Source organism: Candidatus Limnocylindrales bacterium (assembly GCA_035626395.1).
In the GTDB taxonomy this organism is placed as follows: Bacteria; Desulfobacterota; Binatia; order UBA1149; family CAITLU01; genus DASPNH01.
The window spans coordinates 544,425-559,406 of the sequence record DASPNR010000031.1; the positions used below are offsets into that span (position 1 = coordinate 544,425).

12 protein-coding genes are annotated in these 14,982 nt (G+C 68.5%); 8 read left to right on the top strand and 4 right to left on the bottom strand.

What is annotated here, in order from left to right; all coding sequences use genetic code 11:
• Window positions 1–234: 234 nt before the first annotated feature.
• Window positions 235–3,429 (top strand): AAA family ATPase, encoded by a 3,195-nt coding sequence (locus VEC57_13910; protein ID HYC00226.1) that lies wholly within the window; start codon window positions 235–237, stop codon window positions 3,427–3,429.
• A 132-nt stretch (window positions 3,430–3,561) separates the two neighbouring features.
• Here VEC57_13910 and VEC57_13915 read toward each other — a convergent pair whose 3' ends face one another.
• Both VEC57_13915 and VEC57_13920 read right to left on the bottom strand, forming a co-directional pair.
• Window positions 3,562–4,725: an acetate/propionate family kinase gene (locus tag VEC57_13915; protein HYC00227.1), complete on the bottom strand. Its 1,164-nt coding sequence runs from the start codon at window positions 4,723–4,725 to the stop codon at window positions 3,562–3,564.
• A gap of 5 nt (window positions 4,726–4,730) precedes the next feature.
• Window positions 4,731–7,379 carry a phosphoketolase family protein gene (locus VEC57_13920; protein HYC00228.1) on the bottom strand — a complete coding sequence of 883 codons (2,649 nt, stop codon included), beginning with the start codon at window positions 7,377–7,379 and terminating at the stop codon, window positions 4,731–4,733.
• 162 nt (window positions 7,380–7,541) lie between these two features.
• On the opposite strand from VEC57_13920, the gene crcB reads away from it, so the two are divergent.
• On the top strand, window positions 7,542–7,916 hold the full coding sequence (crcB, locus tag VEC57_13925; GenBank protein ID HYC00229.1) for a fluoride efflux transporter CrcB: 375 nt from the start codon (window positions 7,542–7,544) through the stop codon (window positions 7,914–7,916).
• A gap of 211 nt (window positions 7,917–8,127) precedes the next feature.
• On the opposite strand, the gene cofC is transcribed toward crcB, so the two are convergent.
• The gene (gene cofC / locus VEC57_13930) at window positions 8,128–8,778 is read right to left on the bottom strand and encodes a 2-phospho-L-lactate guanylyltransferase (GenBank protein ID HYC00230.1); all 651 of its coding nucleotides are present in this window, start codon (window positions 8,776–8,778) and stop codon (window positions 8,128–8,130) included.
• 106 nt (window positions 8,779–8,884) lie between these two features.
• Between cofC and rsmD the strand changes: the two genes are divergently transcribed.
• The 4 genes from rsmD to VEC57_13950 are packed head-to-tail and all read left to right on the top strand — an operon-like array spanning window position 8,885 to window position 12,241.
• Window positions 8,885–9,484: a 16S rRNA (guanine(966)-N(2))-methyltransferase RsmD gene (rsmD, locus tag VEC57_13935; GenBank protein HYC00231.1), complete on the top strand. Its 600-nt coding sequence runs from the start codon at window positions 8,885–8,887 to the stop codon at window positions 9,482–9,484.
• Window positions 9,481–9,978: a pantetheine-phosphate adenylyltransferase gene (gene coaD, locus VEC57_13940; protein HYC00232.1), complete on the top strand. Its 498-nt coding sequence runs from the start codon at window positions 9,481–9,483 to the stop codon at window positions 9,976–9,978. The genes rsmD and coaD overlap by 4 nt, the downstream gene beginning before the upstream one ends.
• 58 nt (window positions 9,979–10,036) lie before the next feature.
• Window positions 10,037–11,164 (top strand): pyridoxal phosphate-dependent aminotransferase, encoded by a 1,128-nt coding sequence (locus tag VEC57_13945; protein ID HYC00233.1) that lies wholly within the window; start codon window positions 10,037–10,039, stop codon window positions 11,162–11,164.
• Between the two features lie 18 nt (window positions 11,165–11,182).
• Window positions 11,183–12,241: an acyltransferase family protein gene (locus VEC57_13950; protein ID HYC00234.1), complete on the top strand. Its 1,059-nt coding sequence runs from the start codon at window positions 11,183–11,185 to the stop codon at window positions 12,239–12,241.
• 80 nt (window positions 12,242–12,321) lie between these two features.
• On the opposite strand, the gene VEC57_13955 is transcribed toward VEC57_13950, so the two are convergent.
• On the bottom strand, window positions 12,322–12,768 hold the full coding sequence (locus VEC57_13955) for an NUDIX hydrolase (GenBank protein ID HYC00235.1): 447 nt from the start codon (window positions 12,766–12,768) through the stop codon (window positions 12,322–12,324).
• A 71-nt stretch (window positions 12,769–12,839) separates the two neighbouring features.
• Here VEC57_13955 and VEC57_13960 point away from each other — a divergent pair, with 71 nt between their 5' ends.
• On the top strand, window positions 12,840–13,901 hold the full coding sequence (locus VEC57_13960; GenBank protein HYC00236.1) for an alcohol dehydrogenase catalytic domain-containing protein: 1,062 nt from the start codon (window positions 12,840–12,842) through the stop codon (window positions 13,899–13,901).
• The gene (locus VEC57_13965; GenBank protein ID HYC00237.1) at window positions 13,898–14,917 is read left to right on the top strand and encodes an alcohol dehydrogenase catalytic domain-containing protein; all 1,020 of its coding nucleotides are present in this window, start codon (window positions 13,898–13,900) and stop codon (window positions 14,915–14,917) included. The genes VEC57_13960 and VEC57_13965 overlap by 4 nt, the downstream gene beginning before the upstream one ends.
• The last annotated feature ends 65 nt before the right edge of the window (window positions 14,918–14,982 follow it).

Genomic DNA, 14,982 nt, shown 5'->3' on the forward strand with positions numbered 1-14,982 from the left:
CATAAAGCCTAACTTTCACTCTTGAATGAAGGGCGACGGGCAAATAGTTTCGTTTGGACGCGTTGGGGGTGGCTTTTGCCACATTGTTCGTTCTGTGTGCGGGAGTATCCGGCGGGCGAGCGCTACTGCTCGACCTGCGGCCGAACACTGGCCGGTGGTGTGCCGGCCGCCGCACGCTCGTGTGCCAGCTGCGGCATGCCGCTCGCTGCCGGCGACGCTCGACGTGGCGTTGCGGTGCATCCGGCCTGTGCCGTCGCGGATGGCCCCGCTCCTACTGACACCGCTGCGCGCACCGGCACCTACGAAGCCGCTGCGCAGCGGCGGCACGTCACCGTCATCTTCTGCGACCTGGTCGATTCCACCCGTCACTCCGGCGGCACGGACCCCGAAGACTGGCGTGAGGCGATGGCCGCGTACCGCAGCGAGGTGACGGCGGCGATCGAGCGCTACGGCGGCCACGTCGCGCAGTTCCAGGGCGATGCGCTCGTTTCGTATCTCGGCTTTCCTTTCGCTCGTGAGGACGACGCTTCGCGTGCCGTGCACGCGGGCCTGGCGATCCTGGAAGCGTTGAAAGAGGTCAATCGCCGCACCTCGGCGCTCGGGATCCCCGAGCTGGCCGTGCGAATCGGCATTCATTCCGGCCCTGCCGTCATCGCGCGCGTGGCCTACGAGACCGAAGTGGCCGGTGTGACGACACACGTCGCGGCGCGGATCCAGGCGCTCGCCGAGCCCAACACGGTCGTGGTCAGCGAAAATGTCCGGGTGCTGACCGCCGGCGAGTTCGTGACCAGCGAACTCGGCACCTTCGAGATGAAGGGGGTGGACGAGCCTCCTTGCCTCCATGTCGTCGTCGCGACCAGCGGCGTCCGCAGCCGTCTCAAGGGCGTGGAGCGATTGACCCCGTTCGTCGGCAGGCGCCGAGAGCTGGAGGTGCTGACGGCGGCGTGGGAGCGGGTGAAGGCCGGAAGCGGCGGCGCTCTTCTGGTGGTGGGTGAAGCAGGGATCGGAAAATCGCGTCTGGTCCTGACGCTGCACGAGCGGCTGGCCGGCGAATCCTACACCTGGCTCGAATGCACCGGCTCCCCGTACACGACTCACGCCGCATTCGCTCCCATCGTCGAGCTGGTGCAGCAGGGGCTCGACATCAGCGACGACGACGACGACGAGTCGCGCCTGGCCAAGATCCGGCAGCGTGCGGCCAACGACGGCCTGGATGCCGAAGTGCTCATCAGCGCCCTGGCGCCGATGCTCGGCATCGAGTCCGATCATGCCGGTGCGGCCAGCGACATCGATGCGCGCACGCGCACCATCGAGACTCTGGTGCAGTGGGGGGTGACGCTCGGCGAGCGCCAGCCGGTGCTGCTCCTGTTCGAAGACCTGCACTGGTGCGACCCCTCGACGCTCGAGTTCCTTCGCCGGTTCATCCCGCAGGCCGCCTCGTCGCGCGTCCTGGTCCTGATGACCTCGCGCCCCGGGGCCGAGCTGCCACTGCAGGACCTTGCGCCCGAGGCCGTCGTGACGCTGGCACGCCTGCCCAAGGCCACCGCGCGAAGAATGCTGCGGCTGGGTTACGACCCGAGCACGTTCTCCCGCCAGACCGCCGACGCCATCCTCGACCGCGCCGACGGCATCCCGCTCTACGTGGAGGAGCTGGCGAAGATGATGGCGGACGCGGCACGGCGGGACGGCTCCACCAGCGATGCCGAGAATGGCCGCCGCGTCGCCCGGGCCGGCCGCGGCGCGCCGCCGATTCCGGAAACCCTGCAGGACCTGCTCACCGCGCGCCTGGACAGCCTCGGTGATGCGAAGGAGGTGGCGCAGCTGGCCAGCGTGATCGGACGCGAGGTGCCTCTGCGGCTGCTCGAGTGCATCAGCCCGGTTCCCGTTGCCGCCCTGTCGGCGAGTCTCGAGCGCCTGGTGGAGGCCGAGATCCTGTTCGCACGTGGCACCGGCGCGCGTACGACGTTCCTGTTCAAGCACGCGCTCATCCAGGACGCGGCCTACCATTCGCTGCTCAAGGCCACGCGACGCCACCATCACGGCCGCGTCGCCGATGAGCTCGTCAGCGGGTTTCCCGACGTGCTGGCCACGCAGCCCGAGCTCATCGCGCAGCACTACACCGAAGCGCAACGTGCGCCGGAGGCGGTCGCGATGTGGATCCGCGCCGGCCGCCACGCCGTCGAGTGCTCGGCGCACGTGGAAGCCATCGCGCACGCCGAGGCGGGCCTGGCATTGATCCACGACCTTCCCGATGAGCAGCAGAGGCTGCAATCCGAGCTGGCCCTGCAGCTCGTGCTGGGTCCTTCATTGATGGCCAGCCGCGGCTATGCGGATCCGGCGATGGAGCGTGCATACACGCGGGCGCAGGAGCTGTGCCGCAAGCTCGGCAATCCGCCCGAGCTCTATCCGGTGATGTTCGGCCTCTGGACGTTCCACTGCGTGCGCGCACGTCACGACGAGGCCGGCGAGATCGCCCGCGACATGACCAGGCTGGCCGAGCGCGAAGCCAGCGAGGCCATGCTGCTCGAGGCCGACGTCTGCGCCGGCATCACGCATTTCTACGTTGCCGACTTCGGCAGCGCCTGCAGCAGGCTCGAGCGGGTCTCGCGTCTCCACGACCCGCAGCGCGATGCCGATCACCCGCTGATCTACGGACAGGACCCTCGTGCGGCGGCGCTGGCGCACCTGATGCTGGCACGCTGGACGCTCGGCGACGTCGAAGGGGCGCTGGTTTCCGCCAACGACAGCGTCGCGCTGGCACGATCGACCAACCATCCTTTCAGCGCGGCCTATGTGCTCGCCTTCGGCGCGTGGCTGCACCGCCTTCGCGGCGACGCGGCTGCATGCCTGGCTCTGGCCCAGGACGCCATCGACATCGGCGGCAAGCGTGCGGTCTCGGTGTTCCTTGCCATCGCCGAGATTCTCAAGGGTGCGGCGATGGTCTCGGTCGGCCAGCAGGCTGCAGGGCTCAAGCAGCTGCATCTGGGCCTCGACCGTTTCGACGCCACCGCCAGCACTCTCATCACGCCATTCTGGTGCTGCCTGCGCGCACAGGCCTATGCCGAGGTCGGGCGGCTGGACGAGGCGATGGCATTCGTCGAGGAGTCGCTGCGGCGGGTCGAGCGCGCCGGAGAGCGGCAGGCGGAGGCGGAAATCTATCGCACCCGCGGATGGCTGCGGCAGCTGCGTGGGGAAGGGCCGGCGGAGATCGAAAGCGACCTGCGGCGCGCGATCGACATCGCCGAGGCGCAGCACGCCGCATCATGGAAGCTGCGTGCGGCCATCCCGCTCAGCCGTCTGCTGCTGCGCACCGAGCGCCTGCGCGAAGCGGCCACGCTGCTGGTCGATGCGCGCAAGCCCTTTCCCGTGGCATCGGCCGAGCCCGACGTCGTCACCGCCGATGCCCTCCTGACGCAGCTCCTGTCCTGAGTCGCCGCCGCAACGTTGCAAGGCGGGTTGCTGCGCCACAGATGGCGCCGACGTGCTGGCGCTGCAGTCGTGGCCAGGCTGCGGCCCGCTCACGATCCGGCAGTGCACGGTTTCCGCAACTGCAGCCCCGTCTCACCGCAGAATCGCGCGCGCCGCCTCGGCGATCACTCCCTCTTCATCGGTCGGAATCACCCACCCCGACACCGGCGATTTCTGGCGGGTGATGCAGGGGCCGCCGCGCGCGTTGGCGACCTCGTCCATCTCGACGCCGAGCCAGGCGCACGCGCGCCCGATGCGCTCGCGAATGGCCACCGAATTCTCGCCGATGCCGCCCGTGAAGACGATGGCGTCGATGCCGCCGAGCACCGCCGCCATCGCCGCGATCTGGCGCTGCGCCTGAAGGACGAACGCATCCACCGCCAGTCGCGCCGAGGCGTCGGGCGAAGCCAGCAGGTCGCGCATGTCCGAGCTGAGCCCCGAAAGGCCGAGCAGACCGGAGCCGGCGTACAGCAGCCTCTCGAGCTCCTCCAGACGCATCCCGCGCGTGCCGAGCAGGTAGAGAAGAACGCCAGGGTCGATGCTGCCGCAGCGCGTGCCCATGACCAGGCCATCGAGGGCCGAGAAGCTCATGGTGGTGTCGACGCTGCGCCGGCCGCGCATGGCACACAGCGATGCGCCGTTGCCGAGATGCGCCACGACCACGCGGCCCTCGGCAACGTGCGGCGCCACTGTCGGCAGCGACGACGCGATCGATTGAAAGGAGAGGCCGTGGAAGCCGTAGCGGCGCACGCCCTGCGCGTAGAAGCTCGGCGGAAGCGCGAAGTGGTCGACCTCCGGGGCGTGGCCGCGATGGAACGCGGTATCGAAGCAGGCGATCTGCACGGCCTGCGGATGCGCGGCGGCGGCCGCACGGATGGGCGCGAGATTGTGCGGCTGGTGGAGCGGCGCCAGCTCGGTCAGCGCCTCCAGCCGCTCGAGAACGGAGGCATCGACCACGACCGGAGCATCGAACTCCGGACCGCCATGGACGATCCTGTGTCCGTAGCCGGCGACGTCGAGGTGCGGCTGCTGCCGGCGAAGCCACGCATCGACGTACTCGAACGCATCGGCGCTCGCGTCGAGTGCCACCGGCGATTGCACGGCGGCGCCGCCACCGTCCTCGGCCGAGAGCTCGAGCCGGCTGCCGCGGCGCTCCACGCGCGCACGCAGCAGAAGCCGGGCATCCTCTTCTTCGCAGCCGTAGACGGCGACCTTCAGACTGGAGGAGCCGGCATTGACGACGATGATGGCGCGCACGGGCGCTACTCGTTGTCGGCGCTGGTGTCTTGCGTCCGCTTGGAGTCGCGCCCTGCCGCCGGGCGTTCGATGGCGCCCGTCGCCTCGCGATCGCTTGCGGCGGCGCTGCCAGTGTCACCTGCGGCGTTCCGGTCGCGGCCGCGCCCGCCATGCCCGCCACCCGGCTTTGCGTCCTCACTGCCGTCGCCGCTGCCGTCGAGCGACGTCGTCGTGGGCGTCCCGCGGCCGGCAGCCGGCGCTCCGAGCAGCGAGCCGCCGGAGGCGTAATCGCCCCAGCGCCAGTCGCGCACCTCGGGCATGTCGTCGCCGTACCTGGTGATGTGGCCCTTGTGGTCGATGAGCTTGTCGCGGATCGCCTGCTTGAGGTAGGCGGCGCGCGATCCTAGGTGCGGCAGCCTGTCGACGACGTCGCCGACGAGGTGGAAGCGGTCCATGTCGTTGAGCACGACCATGTCGAAGGGGGTGGTCGTGGTGCCTTCCTCCTTGTAGCCGCGCACGTGCAGGTTGGAGTGATTGGTGCGCCGATACGTGAGGCGGTGGATCAGCCATGGGTAACCGTGGAAGGCGAAGATGATGGGCTTGTCGCGGGTGAACAGCAGGTCGAAGTCGGCATCGGAGAGGCCGTCGGGATGTTCGCGCGGCGGCTGCAGCTTCATGAGGTTGACGACGTTGATGACGCGCACCCGCAGTTCGGGACACAGCGAGCGCAGCAGATCGGCCGCCGCCAGCGTCTCCAGTGTCGGCACGTCGCCGGCGCACGCCAGCACCACGTCCGGCTCGCCGTCCTGGTCGGTGCTGGCCCACTCCCAGATGCCGATTCCGCTGCTGCAGTGCTTGATCGCCTGGTCCATGCTCAGCCACTGTGGCGCAGGCTGCTTGCCCGCCACCACCACGTTGATGCGGTTGCGGCTGCGCAGGCAGCGCTCGGTCACGTACAGGAGCGTGTTGGCGTCGGCCGGCAGATAGACGCGCACGACGTCGCACTTCTTGTTGACGACGATATCGAGGAAGCCCGGGTCCTGGTGGGTGAAGCCGTTGTGGTCCTGCCGCCACACGTGCGAGCTGAGCAGGTAGTTGAACGATGCCACCGGACGCCGCCATGCGATCTTGTTGCACGCCTCGAGCCACTTGGCGTGCTGGTTGAACATCGAATCGACGATGTGGACGAAGGCCTCGTAGGAGGAGAAGAAGCCGTGGCGGCCCGTCAGCAGGTAGCCTTCGAGCCACCCCTGACACTGATGCTCGGAGAGCATCTCGAGCACGCGCCCGTCCGGCGACAGGCCGGTATCGCCTTCGACCGTCTGTGCTACCCATGCACGCGAGGTCACGTCCAGCACGTCGTTCCAGCGGTTCGAGTTGTTCTCGTCGGGGCTGAAGAGACGGAAGTTGGACGTGTCCAGGTTGTCGCGCATGACGTCGCGCAGGTACTTGCCCATCACGCGCGTGGCCTCGGCATCGACGGCGCCGGGCGCCGGCACCTCGACGCCGTAGCAGCGGAAGTCGGGCAGCTCGAGATCGCGCAGCAGCGCGCCGCCATTGGCGTGCAGGTTGGCGCTCATCCGCCGCGTGCCCTTCGGCGACAGCTCGGCCAGCTCCGGCACCAGCGCGCCGCGCTCATCGAACAGCTCTTGCGGCCGGTAGCTGCGCAGCCATTCCTCGAGCACGCGGATGTGCCCCTCGTCGGCCATCTCGCTCATCGGCACCTGGTGCGAGCGCCACGAGCCTTCGGTCTGCTTGCCGTCGACCTGCCGCGGCCCGGTCCAGCCCTTGGGCGAGCGCAGCACGATCATCGGCCAGGTAGGCCTGCCGCGCAGGCTGCCGCTGCGCGCGTCGTGCTGGATGCGCCGGATCTCGGCAACGACCTCGTCCATGGCAGCAGCCATTTTCTGGTGCATCGCCTGCGGCTCGTCCCCTTCGACGAACCACGGCCGGTAGCCGTAGCCGCGCATCAGCGCCTCCAGCTCCGCGTGCGGAATGCGTGCGAGAACCGTCGGATTGGCGATCTTGTAGCCGTTCAGATGCAGGATGGGCAGAACGGCGCCGTCGCGCGCGGGGTTGAGGAACTTGTTCGAGTGCCAGCTCGTCGCCAGCGGGCCCGTCTCGGCCTCGCCGTCGCCGATCACGCACGCCACCAGCAGATCCGGATTGTCGAAGGCCGCCCCGTAGGCGTGCGACAGCGCATAGCCCAACTCGCCGCCTTCGTGGATGGAGCCGGGCGTCTCCGGCGCCACGTGACTGGGGATGCCGCCGGGGAACGAAAACTGCGTGAACAGCTTTTTCAGTCCCGCCTCGTCCCGCGTGATGTTCGGATACACCTCGGTGTAGGTTCCTTCGAGGTACGCGCATGCGACCATCGCGGGGCCACCATGGCCGGGACCACAGACGTACAGGACGTCGAGGTCGTTCTTCCTTATGACCCGGTTGAGATGGACGTAGAGGAAGCTCAAACCGGGCGTCGTTCCCCAGTGGCCGAGCAGACGGGGCTTGATGTGTTCGGCCCGCAGCGGCTCGCGCAGGAGAGGATTGTCGAAGAGATAGATCTGACCGACCGAGAGATAGTTGGCGGCGCGCCACCAGGCGTGGATCAGGCGCAGCTCGTCCTGCGAGAGAGCCGTATCAGAAGTGACGTCCGGTGCTCGACTCGGTTGCGACATGAGAGCCTCTCGGCGCGCGGCGAAATCTCTCTACTGCGTAGCACGACGCGACGGCGCCGGTAACCCGCCTCGATGCCGATGTCTCGTCACAACCTGCGCCGGCGGCACGCGACTGCACGCAAGGGTGTTCATTCTCATCTGCGCTCTCGATAAGAACTGCTCGTGCTCCTCGCCCTTTACGTCGCGGCCGGTGGCGCCCTCGGCGCCGTTGCACGCTACCTCGTGACGACGGCGATGGCGCATCTCTGGTCACACCCGCTCCCGATCGGGACCATGGCGGTCAATGTCTCGGGCTGCCTCGTCATCGGGGCACTGGTCGGCGCAGCGGACAGCCGTGCATTGCTGACGGCGGAGTCGCGCGCGTTTCTCATCATCGGGGTCCTTGGCGGCTTCACCACGTTCTCGGCGTTCGGGCTAGAAGCCTTCGAGCTGCTGCGGCGCGGGCAGGTGCTGCTGGCGCTCGTGCACGTCGCCGGACAGTGCGTGCTGGGAATCGGCGCGGTAGCCGCAGGGTTCCATCTGCTGCGCGGACGCTGAACGGCGGCCATCCCGGCTCCTGATCCAACGCGGTTTCGAGCGCGGACCGCGCCGTCCAGCCGTCGTCGCTAGGGCGCGATACGACCCGTGCCTGCGGCAGCGATGCATGCACCCACGCCGGCAAAAACTGCGACGCCGGTCCATGCAACGGGGCGCATCGGCGGGCCGGGCACGATCACCGTTGCAGGCAGCGGTGTGGCGTCATCACTGCTCACGCAGCCGTGATCGCGTCGAGCCGTCGCCATTCTTCCACGAGCGCGCAGGTGCGGCCGCCCTGCGCCGGCAGCGACAGCAGGTCGGCGGGCGTGTCGACGTCGATGGCGAAACCGTCGAGGCAGAGAATGAGCATTTCCACCTGCGCCTGCCGGCACGCTCGCCGATACGCGGCCAGGCTCTCGCCCTCGAAGCAGAAGCCGATGACGGTTGGCGGGCTGGTCAGAAGCGCATTAGTGCCGGTGGCGGTGGAGGAGGGGGCAGCAACGACGGGATAGCGGGCGGGGTCGGTGGCGAACATGCCGTCGATCTCGAGAGGATCGATCAGCGGAACGTCGCCGGGAATCGTCAGGAGGCGGCGCACTCCTTGCGCTTCGAGATGCCGCGCGGCCATTGCCACGGCGCCGTTGAGGCCGCGCGCCGCTCCCTCTTCGAGCGCCTCGGCGCCGCAGCGGCGCGCGTGGTCGAGAAGAACGCCGTCGCCGCTGACGACCACGATTCGATCGAGGCTCTCCGCAGCGGCCAGCGCGGCCAGCATGTCCTCGAGCATGGCCAGCGCGAGCGCCTCGCGGCGTGCGGCATCCAGACAGGAGGCCAGGCGCTGCTTGCCGCCGGCGATCGAGCGTACGGGAACCAGCGCGGCGTTCACGGCGAGGACCGTAAAGCAGTCGAAATGTCCAGTAAAGATGCGCGACTCCCCGGTTTGCCCGCCTCCATCCCTCGGCTATAACGCCGCGGGTTTCGGCAACGAGGCGATGAGAGTCATCGGCGGCACGCTCGGCGGACGGCGCCTCGTGGCCGCGCAAGGTCGCGACACGCGACCGACCACCGATCGCGTGCGCGAAGCGCTCTTCAGCCGCCTGGAAAGCCGCTACGGTCTGTCGGGCGCCAGGGTGCTGGACGTCTTCGCCGGCACGGGCGCTCTTGCCATCGAGGCGCTCAGTCGCGGCGCCGCCAGCGCCGTGTGCATCGAGAACGATCGCAACGCGCTCGCCGCCCTGCGACGCAATCTCGACGCGCTCGGCCTTCGCGACCGCGTCAAGGTCGTCGCCGCGGATTTCCGCGACGCGCTGGCGGCCGAGGCTCGCGGCGGCGCCAGTTTCGAGGGCGTGCTCCTGGATCCGCCGTATGCTCAGGGGATGGCGGCGGCGGGGTTGGCGCTGCTCGACTCGCTGGGGCTGGTTGCGCCCACGGGCTGGGTGGTGGCGGAGGTGGGAAGGCGAGAGAATGCGCCCGAGCGCGTCGGCTCGCTGACCAGGCAGCGCGAGGACGTCTACGGAGACACCAAGCTGGCGCTGTACGAGCGGCCGGGCCAGGACGGAGCAGATTCGACAGGGGACACGAAGCTCTCATGATGAACTCCAGGTTTGCCGTCTACCCGGGCTCCTTCGATCCGATGACCAACGGCCATCTCGACATCGTGCGGCGTGGGCTGACGGTGTTCGATGAGGTTCGCGTGGCCGTCGCCTACAACCAGGAAAAGCCCTCGGGCCTGTTCACGCCGACCGAGCGCGTCGAGATCATCGACGAGACGTGCACCGAGTTCGCCGGCCGCGTCTCGGTGGACGCCTTCCACGGCCTGCTCATCGATTACTGCCGCCGCATCGGCGCCGGCACCATCATCCGCGGCCTGCGTGCCGTGGCGGATTTCGAATACGAGTTCCAGATGACGATGATGAACCGCCATCTGGCGCCCGACATCGAGACCGTTTTCCTCATGGCCGACGAGGCGCACTTCTACACCAGCTCGCGGCTGGTCAAGGAAGTCGCCACCCTCGGCGGCAACGTTCACGGACTGGTACCCGACGCGGTCGAGGCGCGCCTGCTCGCCAAGCTCGGAAGAGAATAGAGAGATGCCGAACCTTTCCTCACGTCTGTCCCGCGTAAAGCCGTCTTCCACCCTGGCCATGACCTCCAAGGTCCTGGAGCTGCAGCAGAAGGGCGTCAAGGTCGTCGGCTTCGCCGCCGGCGAGCCCGATTTCCCGACCTGGGAGCACGTGTGCGAGGAAGCGCACGAGTCGATCCGACGCGGCGAATTCCGCTACACCGCCGTCGGCGGCACGCCTGCGCTCAAGCAGGCGATTCGCACGAAGCTCGAGCGCGACAACGGCCTGAAGTACTCCGATGCCGAAGTCATCGCCTCCTGCGGCGGCAAGCACTCGCTCTACAACGCGATGCAGTCGGTGCTCGACGAAGGCGACGAGGTCCTGATTCCGGGGCCGTACTGGGTGAGCTATCCGGACATGGCCGCGCTCTCGGGCGGCGTGCCGAAGTTCGCGATGGCCAGCGAGGCCAACGGCTTCCTGCTGACTGCCGAGGAGCTGGAGGCGGCGCTGACGCCGTCGATCAAGCTGGTGATCCTGAACAGCCCCTCCAATCCCACCGGCGCCACCTACTCCGAGAAGCAGATGGCCGACCTCGGGCGCGTGCTCGCAAAGCACTCGTGCTGGGTCATCGTCGACGACGTTTACGAGAACATCCGCTACGACGGCACCAGGCCGCGCCATCTGGTGGCGATGGAGCCGTCGCTACGCGAGCGCGCCATCATCTGCAACTCGGTCTCCAAGACGTACGCGATGACCGGCTGGCGCATCGGCTACACGGCGGCGCCTGCGGCGGTAGTCAAGGCGATGACCACGCTGCAGAGCCAGTCGACGTCCAATCCCTCATCCATCGCGCAGGCGGCGGCGGCTGCGGCGCTATCGGGCTCGCAAAGCATGGTCGAGCCGATGGTGGTCGAGTTCAAGAAGCGGCGCGACTACATCTGCCAGCGCATCAACTCCATCCCGGGCCTGTCGGTGCAGGTGCCCGGCGGCGCGTTTTACGTCTTCGTCAACGGCGCCGGCGTCTTCGAAAAGGCCGGCGTGGGCGATGGCGACGGCCTCGCCCTGAAGCTGCTCGAGGGCGCGCACGTAGGCGTGGTCGGCGGCAACGACTTCGGATCCAGCGACCATTTCCGCATCTCGTATGCGACGTCGATGGAGCTGATCCGCCAGGGCATGGACAACATCGAGCGTTACCTGAGCTCGCTGTAGGCGACGCTCTCTTCCGCCATGCCGGAGCCGCCGCGCATTGCCGCCATCGACGTGCTGCGCGGCGTGGCCATCCTGGGCGTGGCCGGGCTGCACGTGAGCTGGCGTTGGATTCAGGAGTTGCCGCTCCTGGATGTGCGCACGCGCCCCCTGATCGTGCTCAACCTCTTCTTCACGTTCGGGGCTCCGCTGTTCCTGGCGCTGTCGGCAGCAGCCTTGTCGCTGCGATACCGCGAGCGCTTCGCCTCGTTGGCCGATTTCATCGGTTTTCTGCGCCGCCGTGCCGTGCAGCTCCTGCCGGCGTACGTGCTCTGGAGCATCACGAGCGCTGCCTCGCACGACGTGACGCTGGTTCTCGATCCTTTGCGCGTGGCCTCGCTGCTGCGCTACGGCACCGGCGATGCGCAGCTCTACTTCGTGCCGCTGCTGTTCCAGCTCTACCTGGTCTGGCCGCTGCTGCAGCCGATGGTCGCAGCCGTTTCGCGCATTCGACATGCAATCCTGCTTCTGGCCGGCGGCGCCGCGATCTCGTGGGCGGCGGCATACCAGTACATCGGAACGCCCTTGCTGCTGGTGCTGTTCCTCGTTTACGTCTGCACGGGCGTTGCGGCCGCGCCGCTGCTCGCAGGCGGAAAAATGCGGTCGGCGGCGCCGGCGGGCGCAGCAGCCGTCGCGACCGTTCTGTCGTTCGCCGTCTTCGTCGATGACTTCTTCGACACGCTGATCGCATACCCGACGAAGGACGCGGCGATTCTCGCCAGCATGATCTTTCAGACGGTGCCGATGATCTACATCGTCGCATTCACCCTGCTCGGTGCGCTGGCGGCGCCGGCGCTGGCGTCGTCATGGGCGGGGCGTGCACTGGCGGCACTCGGTCGCGCCTCGTACGGCATCTTCCTGAGCCACCTTCTGGTCGCGCGCTTCCTGGTCTTTCCGCTGCTTCTGGGAGACGCGGACGCGGGGACGCCGGTGGTGCCGATGATCGTGGCATGGCTGGCCACCGTCGTCCTCAGTCATGCCTTCACGCTGGCGCTGGCGTCGGGACGGTGGACGTCGTGGATCGTAGGGGCACGCGCGTAAGACGGCGGCACCGAGTCTGGCGGTGGGCGGCGGCGGCGCCGACCGGTGCGACGATGGCGCCGACGGGGTACGCGGGCCGTTCAGCGAACGAGCTGTCGCGACGGATCGGGCCGGCGCCCGCTGCGCCGCAGCTCGAAGTAGTCCGCGAGCACCTGCGCATGGTCGAAGGCCAGGGGCGAGGGCAGCGAGCCTTCGTCCACGACGATGGCCGAGGCAGCATCGTCGCCGCCCACCGGCTCTCCCTGGGCACGGGCGATGAAGACCGCCGTCACCGTGTGGTGGCGCGGATCGCGAGCAGGATCCGAGTACACGTACAGCAGGTCGACGAGGGTTACCTCCAGGCCCGTCTCTTCGCGCGCCTCGCGCACGGCGGCCTTCTCGAGCGACTCCCCGTAGTCGACGAAGCCGCCGGGGATGGCCCAGCCCTTGGGCTGCCCACCGCGCTCGATGAGCACGATGCCGCCTCCTTCCAGCTCGATGATGGCGTCGGCGGCAAGAAAGGGTCCCTCGTTGTTTCGTACGCTCATGACCGGCTGTTTCGTCCTCTTGCGTTCTCGGCGCGTGTCTTCGAGCAGGTATTGTGGCAGAGGACCCCGCGATGAAACAGATCGTCCTGCAGGCGCCCGGGCATCTGGAGATCGTGGAGGCTGCCGATCCCAGGCCCGGTCCGCGCGATGTGGTGCTCCGCGTGCACGCCGCGCTCACGTGCGGAACCGACCTCAAGGCCTATCGTCGCGGCCATCCCAAGATGCCGCCGCCGACGCCGTTCGGCCACGAGTATGCGGGCGTGGTCGTGGATGCGGGAAGGGAAGTGCAGGGCTTCCGCGTTGGCGACGCGGTAATGGCCGTCAACAGCGGGCCCTGCGGCCGCTGCTTCTTCTGCCAGCGCGACCAGGAGAACCTGTGCGAGTCGCTGATGGACGAGATGGTGCTCGGCGCCTATGCCGAATACCTGCTCGTGCCCGAGCGCGTGCTGCGCCGAAACGCGTTCGCCAAGCCCGAGCAGCTGACGTTCGAGCAGGCGGCGCTGCTCGAGCCGCTCTCGTCGGTCTGCTTCGGCCTGACCTTCGTCCCGCAGAACAAGATCCGCGACGAAGCCACCGTCGTCATTCTCGGCGCCGGCCCCATCGCGATGTTGTGGCTGCGCGTGCTTCAGTCGCATGGCGCCGCTCGCGTCGTCGTTGCCGGCCGCCGCAGCGCAAGGCTGGCGACCGCCGCTGCGATGGGAGCGCTCGCCACGATCGGCGAAGGCGAGGATCTTGCCGGTCGGGTGCAGGAGCTGACGAGCGGGCGCGGCGCGGACGCGGTGATCGAGTGCACGGGCATGCCGCAGATGTGGGAGCTGGCGCCGACGCTGGCACGCCGCGGTGGCACCGCCGTCCTGTTCGGCGGCTGCGCGCGCGGCACCATCGCCACTTTCGACACCTACCGACTGCACTACGACGGCGTGCACATCGCCAGCCCCTTTCACTTCCGCCCGCGCGACGTCGCCGAAGCACGCCGCCTCCTGTGCTCGCCGTCGCTGGACTGGTCGCCGCTGATCAGCGGCCGCGCGGCGCTGGCGGACGTGCCCGAGCTGTTCACGCATCTCGGCGATGGCGGGGAGATGAAGATCGCGATCGCTCCGCACGGGGCCGCATCGGCGCAGGCCACGCGATGAAAGTCGCCCGTCTCTACAGCGCCACCGACATCCGCATCGAAGAGATGCCGACACCCGAGCCGGGGCCCGGACAGGCGCTGGTGCGAACGCGCGCGTGCGGCATCTGCACCGGCGACATCATGGGTTGGTATCTGGCGCGCAAGGCGCCGCTCGTCTTCGGACACGAGCCCGCCGGCGACATCGTCGCGCTCGGCAGCGGCGTGGAAGGGTATCGCGAGGGCGATCGCGTCTTCGTGCACCATCACGCGCCGTGCGGAACCTGCCGTCACTGCCGGCGCGGGCATTACGTGCACTGCAGGACCTGGCGAAGGACCAATCTGTATCCGGGCGGCATGGCCGAATACTTCCTGGTCGGCCCGGAAAACCTGGCTGCCGATACGCTGCGCCTGCCCGACACCATGAGCTACGCCGCCGGCAGCCTGGTCGAGCCCGCTGCCTGCGCCGTCAAATCGCTCAGACGAGCGGACCTGCGACCGGGCGATACGGTGCTGATCGTCGGTCTCGGGATCATGGGGCAGCTCCACGTCCTGCTGGCCAGGCAGCTCGGCGTGCGGGTGGTCGCCGCCGACCTCGTCGATTTCCGGCTGCAGAAGGCGCTGGCGCTTGGCGCCGATGCGGTCATCGACGTCCGGCAGACGACGCTGGCTCAGGGGATGATGGACGTCGGCGGCGGGGAGAAGGCCGATGCCGTGATCGTCGGCCCCGGTTCGATCGAAGCCATCGAGGCCGGAATCGCTGCGGCCGGCCCGGGCGCGCGCGTCGTGCTGTTCACGAGCTCCAAGCCGGGAGACGTGCTGCCGCTCAAGCCCTCGGAGCTCTACTTCGACGAGATCTCGCTGGTGCCGAGCTACTCGTGCGGACCCGACGATACGCGGCGCGCCTTCGAGGCCCTTGCCGAGGGCGTTCTGCGCGAGGAGGATCTCATCACGCACCGTTTCGGCCTGGAGCGCATCAATGAAGCCTTCGCCGCCGCCGCCAGGGTCGACGAAGCGCTGAAGACGATCGTGGAGTTCTGAAAGGAGGCGGACGGCGCGCGGTCATCCGGCCGGATGACCGCGCGTGTCCTCGAACGCTGGCGCAG

Coding starts and splice junctions, on each gene's coding strand:
- VEC57_13920 (HYC00228.1), bottom strand. CDS start 7,379: ATGTCGCAACCGAGTCGAGCACCGGACGTCACTTCTGATACGGCTCTC.
- rsmD (HYC00231.1), top strand. CDS start 8,885: ATGAGAGTCATCGGCGGCACGCTCGGCGGACGGCGCCTCGTGGCCGCG.
- coaD (HYC00232.1), top strand. CDS start 9,481: ATGATGAACTCCAGGTTTGCCGTCTACCCGGGCTCCTTCGATCCGATG.
- VEC57_13945 (HYC00233.1), top strand. CDS start 10,037: ATGACCTCCAAGGTCCTGGAGCTGCAGCAGAAGGGCGTCAAGGTCGTC.
- VEC57_13950 (HYC00234.1), top strand. CDS start 11,183: ATGCCGGAGCCGCCGCGCATTGCCGCCATCGACGTGCTGCGCGGCGTG.
- VEC57_13955 (HYC00235.1), bottom strand. CDS start 12,768: ATGAGCGTACGAAACAACGAGGGACCCTTTCTTGCCGCCGACGCCATC.
- VEC57_13960 (HYC00236.1), top strand. CDS start 12,840: ATGAAACAGATCGTCCTGCAGGCGCCCGGGCATCTGGAGATCGTGGAG.
- VEC57_13965 (HYC00237.1), top strand. CDS start 13,898: ATGAAAGTCGCCCGTCTCTACAGCGCCACCGACATCCGCATCGAAGAG.